Source organism: Halobacteriovorax sp. BALOs_7 (assembly GCF_003612895.1).
In the GTDB taxonomy this organism is placed as follows: domain Bacteria; phylum Bdellovibrionota; class Bacteriovoracia; order Bacteriovoracales; family Bacteriovoracaceae; genus Halobacteriovorax_A; species Halobacteriovorax_A vibrionivorans.
Genome location: NZ_CP027772.1, coordinates 1,530,878 through 1,554,466, shown reverse-complemented (window position 1 = coordinate 1,554,466; position 23,589 = coordinate 1,530,878). Strand labels below are relative to the sequence as shown.

Genomic DNA, 23,589 nt, shown 5'->3' with positions numbered 1-23,589 from the left:
ACACGCAAATCAAGGATAACGCCAATGTGCACGAAAACTTATTCATTTAAGAACTTAAACAAAACAAATACAATCTTTCTCCTATTGACGCCTATTGTAGCTATTGCAGGAACTATTGCATGGCTTAAAGTTGACGGTTTTGATTGGAGAATAATGGCCCTTTCTTTGGCCTTTTATATTGCAACAGGACTAGGTATTACAGCAGGCTATCATAGACTCTTTGCCCACAGATCTTATCAAGCAAGTTGGCCAGTTAGGCTTCTCTTATTGATTTTTGGTGCAGCTGCTGTACAAAACTCGGCCTTAAAGTGGTGTAATGATCACCGAGTTCATCATGGAAAGGTAGATACAGACCATGATCCATATAATATCAATGAAGGCTTTTTCTACGCTCATATGGGCTGGATTCTTCTCTTAGAAGATGCTGATGAATACAAATTCTCAAAAGACTTATTAAAAGACCCAATGGTTATGTTTCAACATAAGTTCTACTTGGCATTTGTTATTATCTTTAGCTTTCTCTTACCGGCCTTTCTTGGTCATCTAATTGCAGGCTCTTGGCTTGGAGGACTATTTGTTGCTGGTGTTGCAAGAATCGTCTTTGTTCACCACTGCACATTCTTTATTAATTCACTATGCCATGTTGTAGGAACTAGGCCATATGATAAGAAGCAAACGGCACGTGATAGTTGGATTATGGCGCTTTTCACATATGGTGAAGGATATCATAATTTCCACCACACTTTTCAAGCTGATTATCGCAACGGTATTAAATGGTATCACTTTGATCCAACAAAATGGTTAATTCGTGGCCTAAACTTCCTTGGGCTAACTTGGAACTTAAAACGCACAAAAGCAGAACTTATCAAATCGCGCCTTCAAGCGCAGTAATACCTGATACGCGTTATGATTATGAAGATCATAGCGCGTATATTTTTCCCTCTTCTTACCCAATATAAAACAACTTAACATAGAAATATGTTCAGTCTTAAGCAGGTCGATCCTGGCCACAACTTTGATCTTGATGAAGAGTTTTTTGAAAACTTCACTTCATCACATACAAGAAAATCATATTTAAACGATATTAATCAATTCCTATGCTGGATAAGTGATTATTTCAAAATTGAAAACTTTGAAAGTATTGAAAGAATCCATGTCATTAAATATCGAAATTACTTATCAGAATTTGGCGGCCATAATCAGAATCCTTCAACTCCTAAGACGATCAATCGAAAGCTAGCAAGTCTAAGTGTTTTTTTTAAATACCTCGTTGAAAAAAATTCAATTAAAGCAAATCCAGTTTCAAGTGTCAGAAGACCACGTAGTGAAGTAAAGTCCCCTACTAATGCCCTTACAAAAGATCAGGTATTAGAACTCTTTGCTCTTATGGGTCAAAATAAGAATTCCAAATATCTTCATGTTGCTCTATTTGTCACTTTCTTTACAACAGGACTTAGAAAGAGCGAGGTCTTAAATCTCAAGTTTAAAGACTATCAAACTCAAGGAGACAATAAGGTCCTTCAATACCGCGCAAAGGGTGGAAAGCTTGGAAAGAAGGTCTTAAACCCTTTAGCAATAAAGGCCATCGAAGAGTATATTGATTGGATGAATGAGTGTGAGAGAGAAACGGGAGATAACGACTGGCTCTTTCAACCAACACGAAATCCAAGTAATCCAGAATTTCTTAATAAACCACTTCATCCAAGTACTATTAATGAGCTTCTTGATCGCTATGCAAAACAAGCAGGGATTGGTGTAAAGATTACTCCCCACTCAGCAAGAGCAACATTCATTGGAGAACTTCTAGAAATTGGTGTCGATATTTACACAATAGCAATTGAAGTTGGACACGCTTCTGTGAAAACAACTGGTGAATACGATAAGAGAAGAAATAAGATCAAAGAAGCACCGACTTTAAAACTTAATTGGGATTAAATTTGTAATTTTAATTACAACGCACTCCAATGTTCGTATATTTTCACAAGATGTAGTAGTGTCAAAAATCCTACGGCCACAAGATATAGTATAAGCACATAGCGTTAACACGCCCCCTCACCTCTAAAAATTAGATGACAGACTTTTTTAGACACGATTTTTTTTCTGTAAAAAGAACTTGCAAAATCTCGTCAAGCCCATATTTAATGGGTATTAAAAGCTCTACAATAGTGATCAAGAATAAAAATTAGAGGCGCAAAAAGCATATGTCAAAATCTTGGCCCATTGTATATTGATAAGAAGTACTCCATCGGCCTAAACTAGAATAGAACATACAGCACGATCTTATTAAATTAATTTTAAAAGATTTGATATTTTTTACTAATTTTTAAGTTACATGTAAGACGCACACACAAGATTTTAATGCCTCGCACATCAGCATTACTGTCCGTGTTTTTTACAAAGTTAAGGAGGAACTTGTGACTTCACCAATTCTAGCAGAAAACGATGACAGATTTGTTCTTTTTCCAATTGAGTACAATTCAATTTGGGAAATGTACAAGAGACACATGGCAGTATTTTGGACTGCTGAAGAAATTGACTTAGAACAGGACCTTGCGGACTGGGAAAAGTTAAATGACAATGAGAGGCACTTTATTACTCACGTGCTTGCATTCTTTGCAGCAAGTGATGGTATCGTTAATGAAAACCTTGCGGTTCGTTTTTACAACGACGTACAAAACCCAGAAGCGAGATGTTTCTACGGTTTCCAAATCGCAATGGAAAACATTCACTCAGAAACTTACTCACTACTAATTGATACGTATGTTAAAGACGCTAAAGAAAAAGATCGTCTTTTCCACGCCGTTGATCACTTTGAGCCAGTTAAGAAAAAAGCAGACTGGGCCATGAAGTGGCTACGTGCAAAGAATACATTCGCAGAAAGACTTGTCGCTTTTGCAGCGATTGAAGGAATCTTCTTCTCTGGATCATTCTGTTCAATTTTCTGGTTAAAGAAAAGAGGACTTATGCCAGGTCTATGTACTTCTAATGAGTTTATTTCTCGCGATGAAGGTCTTCACTGTGAATTCGCTGTTCTTCTACACTCTTTACTAGACAAAGATGAGCAGTGTTCAAAAGAGACAATTAAATCGATCATTACTGAAGCAGTAGAAATTGAAAAAGAGTTTATCTCTGAAGCAATTCCTGTTTCTCTAATCGGTATGAACCAAGACCTTATGAAGCAATATATTGAATTTGTAGCAGACTTCTGGATGCAACAATTTGGTCTAGAAAGTCATTACGGATCAGATAATCCATTTGATTGGATGGAGCTAATCTCTCTAGAAGGGAAAACAAACTTCTTTGAAAAGAGAGTATCTGAATACCAAAGACCGGGTATCTTATCAGAAAAGTCTGATAACACTTTCACTTTAGACGCGGAGTTTTAAGAAATGTACGTACAAACAAGAAGTGGCGAAAGAGAGCCAATTAAATTTGATAAAATTACAGATAGAATCAATACACTTGCTTTTGGTTTAGAAGATAACGTTGATCCAACAATGATTACGCAAAAAGTAATTGAAGGGATCTACGACGGTATTACAACTTCTGAGCTTGATAATCTTGCAGCTGAAACTGCAGCTTATCTAGCGACTAAGCACCCTGATTACAATATCCTTGCAGGACGTGTTGCAGTTTCAAACCTTCACAAAGAAACAAAAGGTTGTTTCTCTGAGAATGTTAAGGAAATGTATCACTATGTAAATAAAGCAACTGGTGAGCACGCACCACTAGTTTCAAAAGAATTATATGAAACAGTAATGGAGAATGCTGAACTTCTAGATAAAACTCTAGTTGATAAGCGTGACTTCAATTACGACTACTTTGGTTTTAAAACGCTTGAAAGATCTTACCTTCTAAAAATGGATGGGAAGATTGTTGAAAGACCAGGTCAAATGCTTCTTAGAGTTTCTGTTGGTATGCACATGAATGACATGGAAGCTGCTATTGAAACATACAACCTAATGAGTCAGAAGTTCTTTACACACGCAACTCCTACTCTATTTAACTCGGGAACAAATAAGCCACAAATGTCTTCTTGTTTCCTACTTACGATGAAAGATGATTCGATTGATGGTATCTACGATACTCTTAAGCAAACTGCACTTATTTCTCAGTCAGCTGGTGGTATCGGTCTATCAATTCACAATATTCGCGCAAAAGGTTCATTCATCAAAGGAACTAATGGTACGTCGAACGGAATCGTTCCAATGCTAAAAGTTTTTAATGATACAGCTCGCTACGTTGATCAAGGTGGTGGAAAGCGTAAAGGTTCATTTGCAATCTATCTTGAGCCATGGCACGCAGATATCTTTGAATTCCTAGAAATGAAAAAGAATACTGGTAAAGATGAGCAAAGAGCGCGTGACCTTTTCTACGCACTTTGGACTCCTGACTTATTCATGAAAAGAGTTGAAGAAGATGGACAGTGGTCACTATTTTGCCCACACGAGTGTCCAGGTCTAGCTGACTGCTATGGTGCTGAGTTTGAAGCGCTATACACTAAATACGAAAAAGCAGGTAAGGCCAAGAAAACAATCAGAGCACAAGACCTATGGTTTGCTGTTCTTGAGTCTCAAACTGAAACTGGTTCTCCTTATATGCTATACAAAGATGCAGCTAACGAGAAATCAAATCAGAAGAACCTTGGAACAATCAAGTCTTCTAACCTTTGTACAGAAATCCTTGAGTACACAGCTCCAGATGAAGTAGCTGTTTGTAACCTTGCTTCAGTTGCTCTTAACAAATTTGTAAAGATCGACGACCAAGGCAAAGCAACTTACGATCACGACCACCTATATAAAGTTGTTTATCGTATGACAAAGAATCTTAACAGAGTAATTGATGTAAACTACTACCCTGTTGAAGAAGCTAAGAACTCAAATATGAGACACCGTCCAATTGGTCTAGGTGTACAAGGTCTCCAAGATACTTTCTTTATGATGAGACTTCCTTTTGAGTCTGAAGAAGCACTTAAGCTTAATAACGATATTTTTGAAACAATCTACTTTGCAGCTGTTACAGCTTCAAAAGATACAGCAAAAATTGATGGGCCTTACTCAACATATGAAGGTTCTCCAATGTCACAAGGACAATTCCAATTTGATATGTGGGGACACTCAGCACACTCTGGCCGTTGGGACTGGGATGCACTGAAGAAAGAAGTAAAAGAGCACGGAGTAAGAAACTCACTACTAGTAGCTCCAATGCCAACTGCTTCAACTTCTCAAATCTTAGGAAATAACGAGTGTTTTGAGCCAATTACTTCAAATATCTATGTAAGACGTGTTCTTTCTGGTGAATTTGCAGTTGTTAACAAGTACCTTGTTCGTGATCTAATCGATCTTGGACTTTGGGATGATACAATGAGAAATGAGATCATTGCTAACAATGGTTCAATTCAATCAATTGAAAGAATTCCAGAAGCAACAAAAGAGCTCTACAAAACAGTATGGGAAGTTAAGCAAAAAGCAGTTATCGACATGTCTGCGGGGCGTGGTCCATATATTGACCAAGGTCAATCACTAAATATCCACATGGAAAACCCTAACTTCGGTAAGCTTTCTTCAATGCACTTCTATGCTTGGAAAAAAGGTCTTAAGACAGGTATGTACTACCTTCGTTCACGTGCTGCAGTTAACGCTGTTCAGTTCACTGTTAAGAACGAAACAAAGAAGACTCCTGAGCAATTAGAGCAAGAAGCAGCAGCAATGGTTTGTTCAATTGAGAACCCAGAAGACTGCGAGATGTGCGGAAGCTAGATTGCATATTTAAATTTCTAATTTAATTTGGTTTGTCACTAAATTAAACTGCTAGAATACGGGGGGCCAAGGGATTTGGCCCCTCTTTTAATTTGAGGTACGTACTATGCCTGATCAAAAAGACATCACAAAGAATCAAAGAGAAGACAATACTGGCTTTTGGCAAGAAGGCTGGGATAAAGGCTTCACAGGATTTCATCAATCAGAATTTAATCCAGCAATGGAAAACTACTTCAACGATAAAGATATAAGTGGAAAAAATATTCTAGTTCCCCTTTGTGGTAAGAGTTTAGATATGCTCTACCTTGCAAATAAAGGAGCGAATGTAATTGGTGTTGAAGTCGTTAAAGAGCCGGTAGAGGACTTTTTTCGTGAAAATGAAATTCCTAATATGACTCAAGAAGATGGAATATACAGCTGCCAATTAGATAAGGGAAGTATCACTATTTATAATAAGGACTTCTTTGCATTAGAGAATCTAGGGAATATTGACTATCTCTATGACAGAGCTTCAAATATTGCACTTCCACCTTCTATGAGAAAAGAGAAGTACTACCCAACAATAAAACGATTAATTAATAATGAAACAAAAATACTCCTACTAACGATGGATCATAATGGGCCACAAGACTTCGGACCTCCATTTGCGATTAAAAAATCTGAAACGACAGAGATTTATCCAGATATAAATCTTGATAGAGAATTAAGTATAAAAGCAATGGATCGTTTCCAAGAAGCAGGAATAAAGAAAATCAAAAGACTAATCTGGACCAATTAAATAATTGGCCCAGATTAAATACTAGTCATCGTAACGAGCAATTTCTTTCAAACAATCTAGTTCATCATAACCGAAGTCATTTCCAAATGTTTCTAAACATTCATCAAGGCGAACTAGAAGTTCAACAGACATTTCATCTCTTTCCTGATCAGTAACAACACCATCAGCTGCAATTTGACCTGCTTCTTCGTACTCATTTTGAGTAAGCGCGTCTACAGTAGCCTCTGTAGTAATATAAAATGGTGCAATTGTAATGACAGTTGAAAGCTCTCTTTCAGAAATATCATTTGCCTGTGTGTTTAAGCTTAATAGTGCAATTGTAAGTAGTAATAATTTTTTCATAATACTCTCCTTAATTATTTAAAACTTTTCCTAGCTTTAAGTATATTATTGGCCATAACAGCGATATTAGTTACTTCTTCTTTATAGTGCGTAAGGTAGAATTGATTCATCTCACCTATGACATCACTCTTTATAGGAGAAAGGCCAAGCCTTGCTCTTTTCTTATTTTCTCTTGCCCAGTCCTTATAACGATTTGCTAATTCCTCAAATTTTACTCTAAGTCCTTTATCACCAGACTTAAGCGCCAGTGTCGCTAGGTTTTCTTGCAATCTTATTAAGGCCATTTTCTCAAGGAATATGTAAGATGCTTTGGTAAAACGCATATCTTCTTTTGAGATATTTGCGGCTATCTGATAACGTTGCTCCACAGGAAGGTTATAATAATCTTCAAATGTTTTAAGGCCAAGGTGGGCCAAGTAACCATTCACCTTCTTAGACTTTTCTTTAAATTGTCTTGTCATCTCATCATTAACGAGATCATCTTCTTTCAAGTCTTTTAACAGTCCTTTTGGCGTCAAAGGTCTACTGCGAAGCTTATTTAAATCAAGTGTTGCCCTTAAGATCTTATATGACTCTGTAGCGCAATTAGCTGAGAAGAACTTATAGTCTCCCATATCCTTTTTTTCATAAAGTCTTAAAGCGTGAGAGATAAAGCGATCAACTTCTCTTTGTGTAATCTTTAAGTCATATTGGTCAAGATCTCTAAACTCGTCGTAATTATATTTTTGCTTAACTTGTGCCAATGTCATGAAGTCAATTTTAGTTGCATATCCACCAAAAATTCCCTTAAGTAGTCCCGGTGCTAAATCATCAACATCAGCAACAACACCAAGGATGAACTCCGTCTGATATTTGAGTGGGCAATTATCAATATTTTTCTTACAAGCACGTACATAGAACATACTATGGCCAAAGCGACTCATGGCACTTTCACCATTAGAGGCCATCAGATATGAGATTTTTAAAACTCTATTTTTATAAAAACTAATTTCTTTATAACCAGTAGCAACTGATATGAAAGTAGAGAAATGATTATCGCAAACCTGTGATTCAAATGTTCTCTCACCCGTAATATCAACAATGAATTCATAGGCAGCTAAGTTGTTGCATTTGAAATTACTATTTTGATAAAATTCACTGACAAAAGAATTGAACTCTTCTTTAGGACTTTCATACTTATTATTTTCTCTTAAAGAGCGATAGTAAACCTTTCTTCTTAGATCACCATTTACACGCATCATACGAGCATATCTCTTCCAATTGGTAAGTGCTAAGAACTGATCTCTCTCATTGCGATCTAAGTGCTTAAAAGCAATATCGGCCCCTATAGTGACCTGTGACACTAAAAGAAGACAGATAAATATTCGCACAGAGGTAATAAATTGCATGGATTAGTTTTATAATGAAAACGAAAAGAATTGTTTGAAAGAGAAATAATGATATAGGGTGTTCATTTAGTAGACATAAGATAAGACGTTATAAGTATCTGTAAATAGGAAGATAAAAAGATAAATAAGATTTTACTCTTTATACAAGAAGAGAAATTTATTTAAGGTTTTTTTGAAAGAAAGAAAGGCCGTCAAATAAGCTGACGGCCATTATTAACTAGCGTTTGCGCTTGCTTGTACAAAACTATAATAGAAAACAGCATTTGGATCATTTGAAACTTTCCTAAGCTCAACTCGCATAAGATCAACCGTTTCTTGATCAACTCTTCCCTCTTTTACAAGTTGAGGTGCAGCCGACAAGAGTAATTCACACCAATAATCGATAAATTCTTTTCTCTTATCAGGACGGCGATTATCTAAATGCCATGTCTTTGACTCTACTTTTATATTTTGAAAACCTTGTTGCATAAGAAGGTTTCCAAGTTTTGCTCCAATAAATGGATCTCCACCCATATCGTATTGGTAATCATTAAATGCCTGCCAATACTTCCAAGTGTTAGGAGAATAAGGATCAAGTAAGAAACTTGAATTCATAACTTCAGATATATATATTCGACCACCAGGACGAAGAACTCTTCTGGCCTCAGACAAAACCTTTGCGGGCTCAGGCACATGCTCTAAAATCCAACAAAGAAAAGCTCCATCAAATTTGCGGGAACTAAATTGTAAATCCGTTGCATCCATTTGATGAAGATCGAATCGATCTTTTAAGGCTCCATTTAGAGTAGACTCTAAAAAGTCCTTGGCAGATGCAAGCTGGTGTTCACTACGATCCACACAAGTTATATGCATATCAGGAAAACGTCTAAGTAGAATCTCCGTTTGCGCACCAACACCACTACCTATTTCAATAAGTTCTTTAACTCGAGAAAGATTGATATTCTTATAAACTGTTTGCTCTGCAAATCTGGCCTGTGCTCTTAGTCGATCTTGTTCGGCCTTATCAAAGCCGTGAAGATATGGAAATTCACTCTTCTTTTTATCATCTTTAATATCTGTCATATTTACCTCAATAAGTTTTGCTCATTATAACATGCTTAGACTTTAAGGGGGATTTTTGCTAAGCTTGGCCACATAAGTTCTTTATAACACAGGAAATTACTATGCAATTAATATTAGGATCTTCATCACAATTTCGACAGAATCAGTTAAAACAATTAGGTTTAGATTTTACATGTGTATCCCCTAATATTGATGAAGAAGCGATTAAAAATGATGGTATCTCACCCCTTGAAGTCTCTAGACAGCTTTCACTGCAAAAGGCACAAGAAGTTTTGAAGAATAATCCAGAAGCAATCATTATTGGTGGAGATCAGGTATTAAACTTCAATGGTGACATATTTAATAAGCCTGAAACAATTGAAAATGCTATCTCTCATCTAAAAAAGCTACGAGGTAAGACTCATGAGCTTATAACGAGTATTGCTGTTATTTCAAAAGATAAACAAGTAGTCGAAACAGTTGTCTCTAAAATGACAATGAAAGAGCTAAGTGATGAGCAAATTGAGCGATACGTCGTATCTGATGAGCCATTATGGAGCTGTGGAGCTTACAAGCTAGAGACCCAAGGCATAGCACTCTTTGAACAAATTGAATGTCCTGATCATTCATCTATCATAGGACTTCCACTAATTGCTCTGTCTAAAATCCTTCCAGAGTTTGGAATTGATGTCCTCTAAGTACCCAATATAAGTAGAAAACACCATTTCCGACTAAATAACTCCACAAAGATTTCCGATAAGACCTATTGAAATCTTTGTGGGGGAATCATGTTTAAAAAGAAAACAATCGCTGTTGTCTTAAGCTCGCTCTTATTAATGGCAAGTTGTACCAGTAAACACGAAAAATATAATAATCGTGTTATCTCTTCGGTAAACCTCTATGGCCCGGAGCTTGAAACCTATTATGATCATGAGCATCTTGAAAACTTTCAAAATCGCGTTGAAGAAATTCTGGTTTGGCGACACAAGGCCATTGATTTCATCATTGAACTTGAAGAGCAAAAAGTATTAAAAAGTAATCAGATCACAAAGATTCATGAAGAAGGAACTGAAACTTATAAGAGTTTCCGTGATGCTGTTTGGCCTAATGTAGAAAATGCAAAATGGATCACAGATAAGTATAACGAGATCAATATCATTGAACAAGGCCGCTCTGAAATTCTTGATAAGAGAAAGAAAGTTAAAAAGCCAGGGCCAAGAAATAAAGATCGTCATGATGATTACCGCTGGGTTAGATACAAAGAAATTAATATCAACCCACAAGATGAACTTGGAAAGAGTTTAATCTATGATATTAAAACTGCCATCGCTACTTCATTAGTTATGTATGATAATTACATGATCGTCTTATCTCAAATTCAGGAGATGAAGAAAATCAGACATCTTGTAAACTATGACAATGCTGATCTTAAAAACCAATTAGCAAAGATTACCTATAGCTTTAATAAATACGATAATTACAACCGTATTGAACGCGGGCTAAAACTTTATGATAATCTAGTAAATTACTATATTAAGCATGATGTAATACCAGATAGAGCAAATTACTATCTAGACTCACTAATTCAATCCTCACAATCTTTTGTTAAATTAGATAAAGAATTTAAAAGTGGAATTTTTGGAAGAAAAGTATCAATGATATGGCGTTATATTACTGACTACTTTAAAGAAAGTAAGAATAACGTTACTCACGTTGTCTCTCAAGGCTTTGGAAATACAGCAGGCCTTGTCCAAACAAGAAAAGGAAAATTATACGATCCTTCACCACAAAGAGTTGCAGAGCTTGAAGCGCAGCTAGAACCACTGGATATTCTTTTAGAAAAGACTCCTTTTAGACTTACGGATAAATTTATCCCTGGTCACTGGGGACACGTGGCGATATGGACCGGTAATAAACAACAGCTACAGGAACTTGGTATCTGGGATCATCCAGAAGTTGTTCCTTTTCATGATGAGATTGAAAATAAAGGTAAGAGAATCATTGAAGCTCTAAGGCCAGGTGTTCAATATAATACTCTCCACCACTTTATGGATATTGATGATCTTGCGGCCGTAAGGCATCAGATAAACCTCACTCGTGAAGAAAAGCAGGATTATCTAATCAATGCCTTTAGACAGATCGGAAAAGTATACGATTTTAATTTTGATGTTGAAACAGATGAAAGAATTGTTTGTTCAGAGCTTGCTTATGTAACTTTTGATGATATGGACTGGCCAATTGCAAAAGCAGCAGGCCGCTATACAATCTCACCTGATAACGTGGGTGAAAAAGTAGGGCCAGGCCTTGAGTTTAAAACTGTTCTACTTATACATGATGGAAAAGAAGTCGGTGGCGACCTCGACTCCAGTTTTAGAAAATTAATGAAAGATAGTACTTTATAATCGATTTAAAACGCAGAACTTCCACGCCGGTGAGTTCTGCGTTTCTTCAAATACCTTCTCTTCACTTACACTAAATTCACTTCGATCAAGTTTAGGAAAATACACATCGGCATCTCCTTCAAAATCAACCTCTGTTAAATAGATACGATCAACCTTAGGAAGATAGTATTCATAAATATAAGAACCACCTATAACAACGGCTTCCTCAACACCAGAGGATTTAAGATCTTTTAGGACTTCTTCAGGATCAGTAAAGACATCGCATCCTTCAATTTTTAATGAAGGATCGCGAGAGATGACAATATTACGTCTCTTAGGAAGAGGTCTTCCGATAGATTCATAAGTTTTTCTCCCCATGATAATCGGCTTGCCACTTGTTATTTTTTTAAAGTTCTTTAGGTCTTCGCTAATATGCCAGAGCAAATCATTGCCCTTTCCTATTTCACGATTCTTACCTATTCCAACAATAAGAGAGAGGATCAAACTGAAACCTCGGCCTTAATATGTGGATGGGCTTCATAGTCTTCAAGTTTGAAGTCCTCATAAGTAAATTCAAAAATTGAATTAATCTCTGGGTTAACCCACATTTTTGGAAGAGGATGTGGCTCGCGAGTAAGTTGGAGTTTGGCCTGCTCAATATGATTCAAATAAAGGTGAGCATCCCCCATTGTATGGACGAATTCTCCAAGTTTTAAACCTGTAACTTGAGCTAGCATCATAGTGAATAATGCATACGAAGCAATATTAAATGGAACGCCTAAGAAAATATCGGCCGATCTTTGATAGAGCTGACAAGATAATTTCATATCAGGTGAAACGTAGAATTGGATAAAAGAATGACATGGAGGCAAGGCCATATTATCAACATCGGCCGGATTCCAAGCAGTTAAAATATGACGACGAGAAAAAGGATTCTCACGTAGACCTTTAACTAAATTTGCAACTTGATCAACCTCATCACCATTTGGAGTTTTCCAGTGACGCCACTGATAACCATAAACGGGACCAAGATCTCCATTCTCATCTGCCCATTCATCCCAAATGCGAACCTTATTCTCTTTTAAATATGCAATATTCGTATCACCTTTTAAAAACCAAAGTAGTTCGTGAATAATTGAACGAAGGTGACATTTCTTTGTAGTAACTAAAGGGAAACCTTCCTCTAGATTATAGCGGGCCTGATAACCAAATACAGAAATCGTACCGGTACCTGTGCGATCCTCTTTCTTTTGACCATTTTCAAGCACGTGCTTCATTAAGTCTAAGTATTGTCTCATCCTTGTGTCTCCCTATGTATAAGTATGTTTGTGTGTTTTGCTGTGTTAAATTTTGTGTTGTTTGTCTAAAGTTTATTATAACCAAATATGCACAACTTTAATAGCTTGCAACTCGTCAAAAAGGCCCATAAAATATTACACATGATAAAAATAGGACTCGATAGATTAAGAGATGACGCATCTCTACAAAATAAGATTACTGGTAATATTGCTCTTTTGTGTCACAGCGCAAGCGTGGACTCAAACTTGAAAGTTGCCCCAATACTATTCAAGGAAATTTTTGGAGATCGATTCAAAAAACTCTTTGGCCCACAACATGGTTTCGTTAGTGATGTTCAAGACAATATGGTTGAAACTGATCACTATACACACCCGTTCTTCCAAGTTCCAGTTTACTCTTTATATAGCGAGACAAGAAAACCCACAAAAGAAATGTTAGAAGGAATTGATACTTTTGTGGTGGACCTTCAAGATGTTGGAACTCGTGTCTATACATATATAACAACTGTAACCTACCTCTTAGAAGAGTGTTCTAAACAGGGAATTAAAGTTGTTATTCTCGATCGCCCTAATCCAGTAGGCCTTGAAAAAATTGAAGGTAATATTTTAGAAACAGAATTTAGATCTTTTGTAGGGGCCTTAGAGATCCCACAAAGACATGCGCTTTCCATGGGCGAATATGCAAAATACGCTAAAAAGAAACTAGGTTTTAGTGTTGAATTAGAAGTCATTGAAGTACAAGGCCTAACAAGATCAATGTTCTGGCAAGACACAGGACTTGAATGGATAAACCCTTCTCCTAACCTACCAACTCCACAAGGTGCTCATACATTTTGCGGTACAGTTCTTTATGAAGGAACAAGTCTTAGCGAGGGCCGTGGAACAACACGAGCACTTGAAGTCATAGGTCATCCAGCAATAGAAGCCTATTCCTTTGTTGAAGGGCTAAGCGATACACTAGATGAAATTGATAATAATAGCTTTATTCTACGTCCAGTTAATTTCATGCCTACTTTTAACAAGCATGCAGGTGTAGCTTGTGGCGGCGTCCATATTCATGTAACTGATCCAGCTAAATTTAATTCATGGCATGTTTCTCAATACCTTTGTCGAGAATTTAAACGTGTTTTAGGTGATAAGTTTGAGTGGGACAAAAAGGACTATGAGTACGCATTTGGAAATCTTGCAATCGATCTCATTAATGGAAGTCTCTTTGTCAAAGAATGGGTAGAAAGATTAGGTTCAATGGATGAGCTTATAAGTTTCGAAAAGAAAGGTCACAAACAATACTTAGAAGAAATTAAAGATATAAAAATCTACAAATAAAAAAGGGGCCTTAGTGGCCCCTTTCTTTTTTAGAAGTATTCTTTCATTTGACCTGATTTAAATCGATCAAGATAATCTTGGGCCTTGGCCTTCAAGATTCCTGAGAAACAAACCATACCAATGATATTCGGGAATGCAATTGACAGTAGCATTAAGTCAGCAAATCCAAGTACATTACCAATACTTAGTACTGGACCGAGAATAATAATAAATACATATGCAAATCGGTAGAATCGAACAGCATTATAACCTAAGCGTTTTTCAAATAGATAAACAGTTGCTCTCTCACCATAGTATGACCAAGAAATAACTGTTGAATAGGCAAATACACAAATTGCAACTAATAAGAAATAAGGCATCCAGCTTCCTAAATGAGAAAATGCTAGGGCCGTCATCTCAACACCTTGTTTTGCAACTTCTGGATCTTTATAAGCACCAGTGATTAAAAGTGTTAAGGCCGTAATTGTACAAACAACGTGAGTATCAATTACTGGTCCAATCATAGCAACAACACCTTCACGCACAGGCTCTTTTGTTTTAGCTGCTGCGTGAGCAATTGCAGAAGAACCAAGACCGGCTTCATTTGAAAATGATGCTCGTTGAACACCTGTTAACATAACAGCAAAGAATCCACCAAACGCAGCATCTGGATTAAAAGCTTCTTTAAAGATTTGCACGAACATATCTGGAATCATACTTGCGTTTGAGAAGATAATTGCCAGACAAGAAAGTACATAGAAGACACACATGAAAGGAACAAGCTTAGAAGTTACACTTCCAATCTTTTTAATCCCACCAATAAGAACTGCACCAGCAAGGAAGGCTAGAACAATACCAACAATCCATGGATTTGCATCAGGGTGTTGATTAGCGATAATCTTATATGTTTGGTTTGCTTGGAAAAGGTTTCCACCACCAAGTGAAGCACCAATAGTCATAACAGCATAAAAACAACCCATGATCTTACCTAGCATCGGCCAATTATGATTTTTAAACATTTCACTTAAATAAACCATTGGTCCACCTAAGATATCTCCTTTCATAGTCTTTTGCTTATAAAGTTGAGCAAAAGTTGAAGAAGCAAATTTTAGTGACATACCAAAGAAGGCAATAATCCAAATCCAAAAAATAACACCTGGTCCACCGCGGCCAATAGCAAGGGCAACTCCAGCGATATTTCCAAGACCAACAGTCGCAGATAATGCTGACGTTAGGGCCTGAAAGTGAGTAATATCACCTTCATCTTCAGGGTTATCATACTTTCCACGGATAACATCAATTGAATGCTTAAAAAGACGTACATTGATAAATCCGAGACGAATAGTAAAGAAGAGTCCACCAAATACCATAACTAATAAAATTAGTGGCATCGTGATAACTTCACCCCAATAGAAAACTGGAACAGGGAAAAATAGGAATTTTTCATAGTGTTCATTGAATGTTCCGAAAATATTGTTTACTTGTTCTTGGAGTTTAAGCTCATCTTGAGCAAAAACGCTCAAGCTGGTAAGCGCGGAAAACAGCGCTAATAAAACGCGAGTACTTGCGAGTTTAATCATTTAAACAATCCTTTGTTTCTAGTTTCTCTCTCAAAATTCGTATTAGAATTTGTGTGTAATTTAATACTTTCTTAAATTTTAAAGAAAGTTTATCGAACTTGTCACCTTTTTTATTTTCGTAGCGTTAAAATTCGGTTATCCTTAATTCATTAATTAGAATTAAAAGGAGTTACTAAGTGAGCAAATTGCCAACATTAGAAGAGGCCATTGAAATCGTACGCCCACTAGTTAAATATTCGGTTGTAGAAAACCAAAAGCATATCGACCTATCTGTTGCCACAGCAGATAAGCGTATGATCTCTCAACAGGCCCTAATGGTTATCAAGAACTCAATTGATAAAGGTCTAGTGGATCAAAAAGAAATCAATACTAAGCTTGGTTTAGACTAATTATTTCAGACACTTAGATCTGAGCACACAAGAATTACAAGAAGCCGTCAGGAATCTGCGCAGTTTATACTTCAAATATGTTCATTTATTGAACGTCTATGTAAGGCTTACAAAATCGATGAGGCAATAACATGCCAAATGCTAAGATATAGGCATGAAAGCAATACTACTGAGCCTAATTATCTCTTTCCAGTCTTATGCGGCCATCCCACATAACGGCGATGACGAGCGATCAATTAGAAATCCCATTGCTTTAATGAAGCAATCAAATGAGATTCGCCAAATTACAAAGAAAATGAATCTTGTCCTTTTAAACTCTGTCAGAGTTCGTGGCTTAGATAATGAACTAGGTCGTGAGATCAATGAATTGGCCCATGAGATTCAATTTTTGAATGAATCACAAGTAGATTACGATCAGCAGTATTTAGAACTTTTGGAAGAAGAAGTTGAATTATATAAACAAGAAATTGAATTCCTTACAAAGTAATGTAAGTGAACCCTCCCCCCTCTTTTATACAAAAAACCGAAGCAATGCTTCGGTTTTTTTATTTCTAATCAGCTCTTTCAAACTTTTGATATAAAACAGAGTAATCACTTCCGCGATAATCCCTTATAAATATCTCACTTTGTTCAATTGCCATACCGTAGTAACGAGAATTTTTATTAATATCAAAGCGATATTCATAAGAACGATAAAGATAGTAATTACCATTACTATTTTTCGTATAAATACCAACAGCTACTCCATCGTCAGAGAAGACATTGAAGACATGATAATTACCACCTACTTTCTCTTGAACCTTAGGCTTAGTACCTACGTTATTTAATGTGTAGTCACAGATCTTAGCGAGGTAGAGATTATTCTCAGTAGGAATATCAGTAATAAAGTTCTTTGCTGTTCCTCGAGTTCCTTTGAAGACAGGAGTTGAGTCGTAATCATTAGGCGCTTCAATATAGACACCTAAATTTGTAATATCTCTTGTATTTGGATCTCCGTAGACCTTTTGTCTGCGAGAAAAGATGAAATCTTCAGAAAAAACATTTCTTAAAATATTATCGTGATGCTCCTCAAGGGCCTCACATATTCTTGTCATACGATTTAAGCTATTGTCGCCTAATTCGGTATTAACAATCTCTAAAGCTTGACCAGCTCTAATTATTCCACGATCACTTTCGCCTTCCTTGCCGTAGTCTTCACAACCCACAAGAGAGAAAAGTCCAAGAATCACAAGACAATACTTTAAAAGATTAAATGACATTTAAAACTCCATTTTTAAATATAAGATACTTCTATTCTAACAGAATATTTTTAAAGTAGATAATTTCAGTCTTGAAAAGTCTTACAAAAGCTTAATCGATAACACGATAATCTGCTTCAATAACATCTTCATCTTTGAATTGACCTTGAGGTCTTTGGCGTTGAGAGTGATTTGTAGAAAACGGATTTGCCTTAGGCTTCTTATCGGCCAGGACTCCGCTTGATCTTAGAAGTCTTCGGATCATAATAAAGACCCAATAGAAAATGGCCGCTTTTACTAATGCTGCAAACATGCTTTAAATCTAGCATAAAAGTGGCCAAAATATAATGAAAATTCTTAACTACGCGAAATTATTTTGCTATAGTGGCCTAAATAAAAATAAAACTAGTGAGTACTATATGTCAGAAAAACTAAATCTTGTTCACTGGGCCGACATGACGGCCGATCGCATCATTCGCCAACACGGCGACAAAGATGATTATGTTGTGGCCAGTGGAATCACTCCATCAGGAGTTGTTCATTTTGGTAACTTTAGAGAGGTTATCACAACAGACCTTGTAGCACGCGGACTTCGTGCCCGTGGTAAGAATGTTCGCTTCATCTTTTCATGGGATGATTACGATACGTTTAGAAAGATTCCAGGTAATCTTCCAAAACAAGATGAATTAGCACAATATCTTTTCCAACCAATTGTTGATACTCCAGATCCATTTGGTGAACATGAAAGCTATGCTGCTCATCATGAACACAACTTTGAAGAACAACTTAAGAAAGTTGGTGTTGAAGTTGAACCAATTTATCAGGCAAAGAAATACCGTGCTGGTGATTATAAAGAACAGATTAAATTAGCACTTAATAAGAGATTTGAAATTCGTGATATTTTAAATCAATACAGAAAAGAGCCATATGGTGATGACTATTACCCGGTATCTGTTTACTGTGAAAAGTATAAAACTGATAAGACGACAATTCTTTCATGGGACGGTGAAAGCAAGTTACGCTACAAGCATAACGAGCACGACTATGAAGGAGAAATCGATATTAATACAACAAGCCTTGTGAAGCTTCCATGGCGAGTTGACTGGCCAATGAGATGGGCATTTGAAAAAGTTGACTTTGAGCCAGGTGGAAAAGATCACTCTTCTCAGGGTGGATCATTTACGACAGCAAAAGACATTGTAAAAGTTTTTGACTGGCAGGCACCGATCTATCTTCAATACGACTTTGTCTCAATTAAAGGCCTTGGCGGAAAAATGAGTTCTTCAAAAGGGAACCTTGTTACTGTTAATGATATCCTAAAGGTATATGAGCCAGAAATGGTTCGTTGGATCTTTGCTTCATATAAGACAAATGTTGATTTTGCGATCTCATTTGACCTTGATGTTTTAAAAACATATGAAGACTATGATCGCCAAGAAAGACTTGCTTTTGGCCTTGAAAAAGGTAACGAGAAGAAAGTTGCGATGGCAAAGAGAGTAATTGAACTATCTCAAATTGGAGAGCACCCTACTGAGTGTCCTTTCCAACCTTCTTTTAGACACCTGTGCAATGTTCTACAAATTAATGATGGAGACATTGAAGCAGCACGTTCTTACTACGCTGATCAAATCAAGACTGATAGAGACGAAAGGCGCTTTAGAGAAAGAAGTGCATGTGCTCTTCACTGGCTACAAGAGAATGCTCCAGAGGAATTTAAATTTGCTATCAATAAAGAAGCTGTTGATATGCCTCTAGAAGATAAGGTTCGCACATACCTTGATAAGCTTGTTGCACTTTGCGAAGAACAGTGGGATACGATTGAAAGTGATAAGGAATTTAACGATAAGATGTATGAAGTGATGCATGAGCTAGAACTTAAGCCAGCGGATATTTTTGCACCAATTTATCAAAAGTTAATTTCACGTGAAAAAGGTCCAAAGCTTGCAGGATTTATCCGCACTATTGGAAAAGATCGTGTCATAAAACTTCTTAAATAAGAAATCTTAAAAGACTTTTTTAAATACTAGGCCATCCTTTGCGATGGCCTTTATTTCAATAGGATAATTTCTAAATTGCTTTAATCTCTTGGCCACCTGAAGATCACTTTCTGACAACATACAAAACTTCAGGTTCTTTTTATCAATTCGACATTCACTGAGATGAGTATGTGCGATCTCGGCCTTTAGAATCTTAAGTCCGTACTTACGAGACAAGCTTTCTAGCTCCAGCATTGTATTCATAATACTTTTATAATCAGAAACACTCTTATAACGGCCCTTAAAAATTTTAGATTCAATAACCTGATTAGACTCTAAGTGGAATCGGATTTGAAGAACTTCTCTTTTAATGAGTCCATATAGAGCAAAGGAATGTCTAAGTAGCTTCTTGTCCCACCTACTTGGAGCAGTTATGCTTTGTCCCATGTAGACGACTTCTTGGCCATCTAAGCTTAAACGACTAAAGTCGGATTCCATTGCATGTATTTTAACTCTTTCATAGAGACTTAATTCCATACAATAATTATCGGAATGAAGATTTTGAATTATGAAGAAATCTTAACAACTAATGAATTTGGGAAAATTTTGTACATTTAGGGACAATAAGAAACCATTAAATTAGGATATTTGTAAGAATTTCACATTCAAAATGTTATTTTTCTTGAATTTTCTTACAATTCGGCATTTTTTTAGGCCCGTAAGTAATTGAAATTGTCAGCTTAAACGTCAACTCATAAAACTAAGTTAACAAAATAAAAAAAACGAGAGGGGTTTTATTTATGAAAAAGTTTTTAGTTGCTGCTGCTTTATTTGTTACTTCAATGGCCACACAATCAGCGATGGCCCAAGATTGTACTGCTGAACTTGTTGCCAGGAATGGCAGGGTTTTAGATACTTTCTTTGCTTATGACTACAATTACAATCAAGCTTGCCGTGAAGCACTTTCAAGATGTCACTTTGAGCAAAACAGAAGATCTTATGATCGTGTTGTAAGAAATGCTAGTTGCCAAGTTGCTTACACAAGACCTGATCCAAGGCCAAGAAAAGAAACTTGTTCATTTAACCTAGTTAATACAAATAACGGGCGTATTGTTGATACATTCACTGCACAAGGAAACACTCAAATGAGAGCTTGTGAAAAAGCAGATAATAAGTGTTTTGATGCTCGTTACGAAAAGAATAATCCATGGAAATTTACTTGTGAAAAGATACGTGGTGGGCGTCCAGGACCAGGTCCAGGGCCAAGACCAACGCCAATCGTAACAAAGTTTTGTTCTTTTGATCGCATAGCAAATGGAAGATTTGGTGGAAGAGTTGTTCAAACATATACTTCTTCGGCCAGAGGGCCACAAGGCTCAGGAGTACAAGCACGTGCATGTTCTGAAGCAAGAACTAAATGTGCAAGAGATGCTCGTATCAGCGGACGTCGCGATACTTGTATGAAGAGATTTTAATTAAGAGAAGAACCTATTTTCTTCATTAGGTTTTTTGGTTGTCTGGGGGGAGCTTTACGGCTCCCCCTTTATATTTAGTCGTTATTTATCCCAATTTGAAAGTTCCTAATTTGCCTTTTGTCCTTATTTTGATATGATTCCCATCAAATAAAAGTGAGGTATAAATGTCTGAAAATATATATAACACACGTCGTAAAAAGCTATTAGAAATGATGGATGATGGAATTGCCGTTATCGCATCTGCTGTCTATCAGCACAAGAGCAATGATACAGAGTTTCCATTTCGTCAAAATTCAAATTTTCGTTACTTAACAGGACTAACTGAAGCCGATAGTGCTCTCGTACTTAGTAAGAAGAATGGTAAGACAAAGCAAATTCTCTTTGTAAGACCAAAAGATCCTATTGCAGAAATGTGGGCAGGTAAAAGACTTGGTCCAGATAAAGCAGCAGAACTGACAGAGGTCGATGAAGGTTATTCAATCAATGACCTGGAAGAGAAATTAGAAGAGCTACTTCCAGGACATGAGAATCTTTATGTTCACCTAAGTGAGCGAACTGATATTGCAGATATGGCAAGAAAGATAAGTGCATCTTTATTCCATAAGAAAAGAGCTCAAAAAGAGCTTCCTCCTGCAACGATTAAAAATATAGGTGCTCTTGTTGAGAGAATGAGACTTATTAAAGATGAAACTGAAATCGCACAAATGCGCGAGGCCATGATTGTTACGGATAAGGCCCACCGTGCAGCAATGGCACTAGCAAAACCAGGTGTAACAGAACAAGAAGTTAATGCTTTAATGATGTATCTTTTTTCAAAAGGTCCTTCTCAAGGCAGTGCATATGACAATATTGTAGCTGGTGGTAATAATGCTTGTATTCTTCACTATATTAAAAATGATGAGCCACTAAATAGTGGAGACTTACTTCTAATTGATGCCGGTAGTGAACTTAACGGTTACGCAACTGACATTACAAGAACATTTCCGGTAAGTGGTACATTCACAGGAATTCAAAAAGAAGTTTATAATATTATTTTAGACTCTCAAATTGCTGCAATTGAATTATCAAAACCAGGAAATAACTCAAAAATGCTACACGCTAAAGTTAGTGAAATCCTGACTCAAGGACTAATTGATCTTAAAGTCTTAAGTGGAAGCGTAGAAGAAAATATTGAAAAAGATAATCATCGTAAATTCTTCCCACATGGAACAGGACACTGGCTTGGACTTGATGTACACGACCAAAACCCTTACCTAGTGGAGGGAACAAATGAGCCAACACCATTTGAAAAAGGTGTTATCTTTACAATCGAGCCAGGCCTTTACTTCCCTAAGGAACTTGATAATATTCCAGAGGAATTAAAAGGAATTGGTATAAGAACTGAAGACAATATTCTTATTACAGCAGATGGACATGAAAATTTATCACATATGATTCCAAAAACTGTGGAAGAAATTGAAGAAGCTTGTAAGCAAGACGTAAAGGATTTTCTATTCTAATGAAAGCACTTAACTTTGTTATTGTATTTGTACTTCTACTATCATGTTCTTCAAAACAGACACGTGATGATGAGATCAAACTTGTTCATTGGAATATTAAAGAGCTTGAAAACAACAAGCTTAGAAAAAAGAATGATCAATTAACGAGTGTAAAAAATATTTTAACAAAGTTAGACTTTAATGCCTTAAGCATTAACGAGATACAATACGACTCTCGCGGAGAGAATATGGAGCTTCTTTTAAGCCAATTAAAAGAAGATACTGATCAATTTGCAGTGAGTTTTGCCAAAGCAAATACTGGAAAGAATGCAAAAAAGGTTAAAGGTAAGTACACAAAAGATCGCAAGAATGCAGATCAGGTTAACTACGGCCTCTTTCCTGGCCAGTACTCAACAGGCTTTGCTTCCAAGCATCCTATTAAAGAAGAAAGAATTATTTCTGATATAACTTGGAAAGAATTTAATCCTGCTATAGACCTTTCAAAGTACAAAACAGCAAGTGGTAAGCCTCTTCCAAAAGATATGGAGCTCTTTGATAAGAGTTTTACTCACCTAGTGATAGAAGCCAATGATACTGAAGTACATATAGTACTACTTCATGCTGTACCAAGTTATCACTTTGGAAATCGCAACACTCCAAACTATGAGAGAAACCGCGATCAACTACGCTTTCTAGAATGGTATGTAACTGGAGCAACAAATTTTAATGTTGTGATGCCAGAGCGCTACAAGAAACTAAGACCAATTCACAAAGATGATCGCGTGATTGTCATGGGCGATCTCAATACATCAATCTATATGAATAACCCAGGTTCAGTGGTTCTTAGAAGGCTCTTTAATCACCTCTCACCTTGGCTAAAAAACCCAGGGCCAACAAATGAGCGACAAACATTTGCGGCCAATCGCAACCCACTAACTCTAGACTATATTGCTTATCGTGGACTTAAACTCATGGATGCAGGAATCTATAATCCAGAAACACTTGTAGAGAAAACAAATGTCTTTTGTACACCACCAAGTGAACTTCCAAAGTTTATGACAAAGGGATTAGATAAGCGCGTAACTTGTATTGATGATGATGCTATAGAGTTAAAGCAAGCAAGTGACCACTTCCCTATCTGGGCAACATTTAGACTTTAAG

At 36.6% G+C, this 23,589-nt stretch carries 23 protein-coding genes; 14 read left to right on the top strand and 9 right to left on the bottom strand.

What is annotated here, in order from left to right; translation table 11 throughout:
• Window positions 1-24: 24 nt before the first annotated feature.
• From BALOs_RS07545 to BALOs_RS07525, 5 genes are all read left to right on the top strand, one after another.
• A complete protein-coding gene (locus tag BALOs_RS07545; RefSeq protein ID WP_115362542.1) occupies window positions 25-891 on the top strand; it encodes a fatty acid desaturase in 867 nt (288 codons plus the stop codon).
• An 87-nt stretch (window positions 892-978) separates the two neighbouring features.
• Window positions 979-1,935 carry a tyrosine-type recombinase/integrase gene (locus tag BALOs_RS07540; RefSeq protein WP_115362540.1) on the top strand — a complete coding sequence of 319 codons (957 nt, stop codon included), beginning with the start codon at window positions 979-981 and terminating at the stop codon, window positions 1,933-1,935.
• 479 nt (window positions 1,936-2,414) lie between these two features.
• Window positions 2,415-3,386: a ribonucleotide-diphosphate reductase subunit beta gene (locus tag BALOs_RS07535; RefSeq protein WP_233500267.1), complete on the top strand. Its 972-nt coding sequence runs from the start codon at window positions 2,415-2,417 to the stop codon at window positions 3,384-3,386.
• Between the two features lie 3 nt (window positions 3,387-3,389).
• Window positions 3,390-5,759 (top strand): ribonucleoside-diphosphate reductase subunit alpha, encoded by a 2,370-nt coding sequence (locus BALOs_RS07530; RefSeq protein ID WP_115362536.1) that lies wholly within the window; start codon window positions 3,390-3,392, stop codon window positions 5,757-5,759.
• A 106-nt stretch (window positions 5,760-5,865) separates the two neighbouring features.
• Complete coding sequence (locus tag BALOs_RS07525; RefSeq protein WP_120404775.1) at window positions 5,866-6,537, top strand: thiopurine S-methyltransferase; 672 nt, start codon at window positions 5,866-5,868, stop codon at window positions 6,535-6,537.
• Between the two features lie 21 nt (window positions 6,538-6,558).
• Here BALOs_RS07525 and BALOs_RS07520 read toward each other — a convergent pair whose 3' ends face one another.
• From BALOs_RS07520 to BALOs_RS07510, 3 genes are all read right to left on the bottom strand, one after another.
• Window positions 6,559-6,879, bottom strand: a complete 321-nt coding sequence (locus tag BALOs_RS07520; RefSeq protein ID WP_115362532.1) for a hypothetical protein — start codon at window positions 6,877-6,879, stop codon at window positions 6,559-6,561.
• A gap of 14 nt (window positions 6,880-6,893) precedes the next feature.
• A complete protein-coding gene (locus BALOs_RS07515) occupies window positions 6,894-8,267 on the bottom strand; it encodes a DUF4105 domain-containing protein (RefSeq protein WP_120404774.1) in 1,374 nt (457 codons plus the stop codon).
• A 213-nt stretch (window positions 8,268-8,480) separates the two neighbouring features.
• Window positions 8,481-9,329 (bottom strand): class I SAM-dependent methyltransferase, encoded by an 849-nt coding sequence (locus BALOs_RS07510; protein WP_115362528.1) that lies wholly within the window; start codon window positions 9,327-9,329, stop codon window positions 8,481-8,483.
• Window positions 9,330-9,430: 101 nt separating this feature from the next.
• Between BALOs_RS07510 and BALOs_RS07505 the strand changes: the two genes are divergently transcribed.
• Window positions 9,431-10,006 (top strand): nucleoside triphosphate pyrophosphatase, encoded by a 576-nt coding sequence (locus BALOs_RS07505; protein ID WP_120404773.1) that lies wholly within the window; start codon window positions 9,431-9,433, stop codon window positions 10,004-10,006.
• Between the two features lie 90 nt (window positions 10,007-10,096).
• A complete protein-coding gene (locus BALOs_RS07500; protein WP_120404772.1) occupies window positions 10,097-11,710 on the top strand; it encodes a YiiX/YebB-like N1pC/P60 family cysteine hydrolase in 1,614 nt (537 codons plus the stop codon).
• Here BALOs_RS07500 and BALOs_RS07495 read toward each other — a convergent pair.
• Together BALOs_RS07495 and BALOs_RS07490 are read right to left on the bottom strand one after the other, a co-directional pair.
• Window positions 11,705-12,193 carry a dihydrofolate reductase gene (locus tag BALOs_RS07495; RefSeq protein WP_205570979.1) on the bottom strand — a complete coding sequence of 163 codons (489 nt, stop codon included), beginning with the start codon at window positions 12,191-12,193 and terminating at the stop codon, window positions 11,705-11,707. The genes BALOs_RS07500 and BALOs_RS07495 overlap by 6 nt on opposite strands.
• Complete coding sequence (locus tag BALOs_RS07490; RefSeq protein WP_115362521.1) at window positions 12,190-12,987, bottom strand: thymidylate synthase; 798 nt, start codon at window positions 12,985-12,987, stop codon at window positions 12,190-12,192. Before BALOs_RS07490 ends, BALOs_RS07495 begins: the two co-directional genes overlap by 4 nt.
• Before the next feature lie 141 nt (window positions 12,988-13,128).
• Here BALOs_RS07490 and BALOs_RS07485 point away from each other — a divergent pair, with 141 nt between their 5' ends.
• Window positions 13,129-14,313 (top strand): exo-beta-N-acetylmuramidase NamZ domain-containing protein, encoded by a 1,185-nt coding sequence (locus tag BALOs_RS07485; protein ID WP_120404771.1) that lies wholly within the window; start codon window positions 13,129-13,131, stop codon window positions 14,311-14,313.
• Between the two features lie 29 nt (window positions 14,314-14,342).
• Here the strand turns inward: BALOs_RS07485 and BALOs_RS07480 are convergent, their stop codons facing one another.
• Entirely contained in the window at window positions 14,343-15,872 is a 1,530-nt protein-coding gene (locus tag BALOs_RS07480; protein WP_120404770.1) for a sodium:alanine symporter family protein, read from the bottom strand.
• A 176-nt stretch (window positions 15,873-16,048) separates the two neighbouring features.
• Here BALOs_RS07480 and BALOs_RS07475 point away from each other — a divergent pair, with 176 nt between their 5' ends.
• Both BALOs_RS07475 and BALOs_RS07470 read left to right on the top strand, forming a co-directional pair.
• Complete coding sequence (locus tag BALOs_RS07475) at window positions 16,049-16,261, top strand: hypothetical protein (RefSeq protein ID WP_115362515.1); 213 nt, start codon at window positions 16,049-16,051, stop codon at window positions 16,259-16,261.
• Window positions 16,262-16,415: 154 nt separating this feature from the next.
• Window positions 16,416-16,748 (top strand): hypothetical protein, encoded by a 333-nt coding sequence (locus BALOs_RS07470; RefSeq protein WP_115362513.1) that lies wholly within the window; start codon window positions 16,416-16,418, stop codon window positions 16,746-16,748.
• 64 nt (window positions 16,749-16,812) lie between these two features.
• Here BALOs_RS07470 and BALOs_RS07465 read toward each other — a convergent pair whose 3' ends face one another.
• Window positions 16,813-17,520 (bottom strand): hypothetical protein, encoded by a 708-nt coding sequence (locus BALOs_RS07465; protein WP_120404769.1) that lies wholly within the window; start codon window positions 17,518-17,520, stop codon window positions 16,813-16,815.
• 91 nt (window positions 17,521-17,611) lie between these two features.
• The gene (locus BALOs_RS07460) at window positions 17,612-17,812 is read right to left on the bottom strand and encodes a hypothetical protein (protein ID WP_115362509.1); all 201 of its coding nucleotides are present in this window, start codon (window positions 17,810-17,812) and stop codon (window positions 17,612-17,614) included.
• Window positions 17,813-17,918: 106 nt separating this feature from the next.
• On the opposite strand from BALOs_RS07460, the gene lysS reads away from it, so the two are divergent.
• Window positions 17,919-19,496 carry a lysine--tRNA ligase gene (lysS, locus tag BALOs_RS07455; RefSeq protein WP_115363730.1) on the top strand — a complete coding sequence of 526 codons (1,578 nt, stop codon included), beginning with the start codon at window positions 17,919-17,921 and terminating at the stop codon, window positions 19,494-19,496.
• A gap of 6 nt (window positions 19,497-19,502) precedes the next feature.
• Here lysS and BALOs_RS07450 read toward each other — a convergent pair whose 3' ends face one another.
• Window positions 19,503-20,012, bottom strand: a complete 510-nt coding sequence (locus BALOs_RS07450; RefSeq protein ID WP_133296953.1) for a hypothetical protein — start codon at window positions 20,010-20,012, stop codon at window positions 19,503-19,505.
• A 263-nt stretch (window positions 20,013-20,275) separates the two neighbouring features.
• Here BALOs_RS07450 and BALOs_RS07445 point away from each other — a divergent pair, with 263 nt between their 5' ends.
• The 3 genes from BALOs_RS07445 (at window position 20,276) to BALOs_RS07435 (ending at window position 23,588) form a co-directional block, all read left to right on the top strand.
• Window positions 20,276-20,950, top strand: coding sequence for a hypothetical protein (locus BALOs_RS07445; protein ID WP_120404768.1), 675 nt, complete (start codon window positions 20,276-20,278; stop codon window positions 20,948-20,950).
• Window positions 20,951-21,114: 164 nt separating this feature from the next.
• Entirely contained in the window at window positions 21,115-22,449 is a 1,335-nt protein-coding gene (locus BALOs_RS07440; RefSeq protein ID WP_120404767.1) for an aminopeptidase P N-terminal domain-containing protein, read from the top strand.
• Complete coding sequence (locus tag BALOs_RS07435; protein ID WP_120404766.1) at window positions 22,449-23,588, top strand: endonuclease/exonuclease/phosphatase family protein; 1,140 nt, start codon at window positions 22,449-22,451, stop codon at window positions 23,586-23,588. Before BALOs_RS07440 ends, BALOs_RS07435 begins: the two co-directional genes overlap by 1 nt.
• Window position 23,589 lies beyond the last annotated feature (1 nt).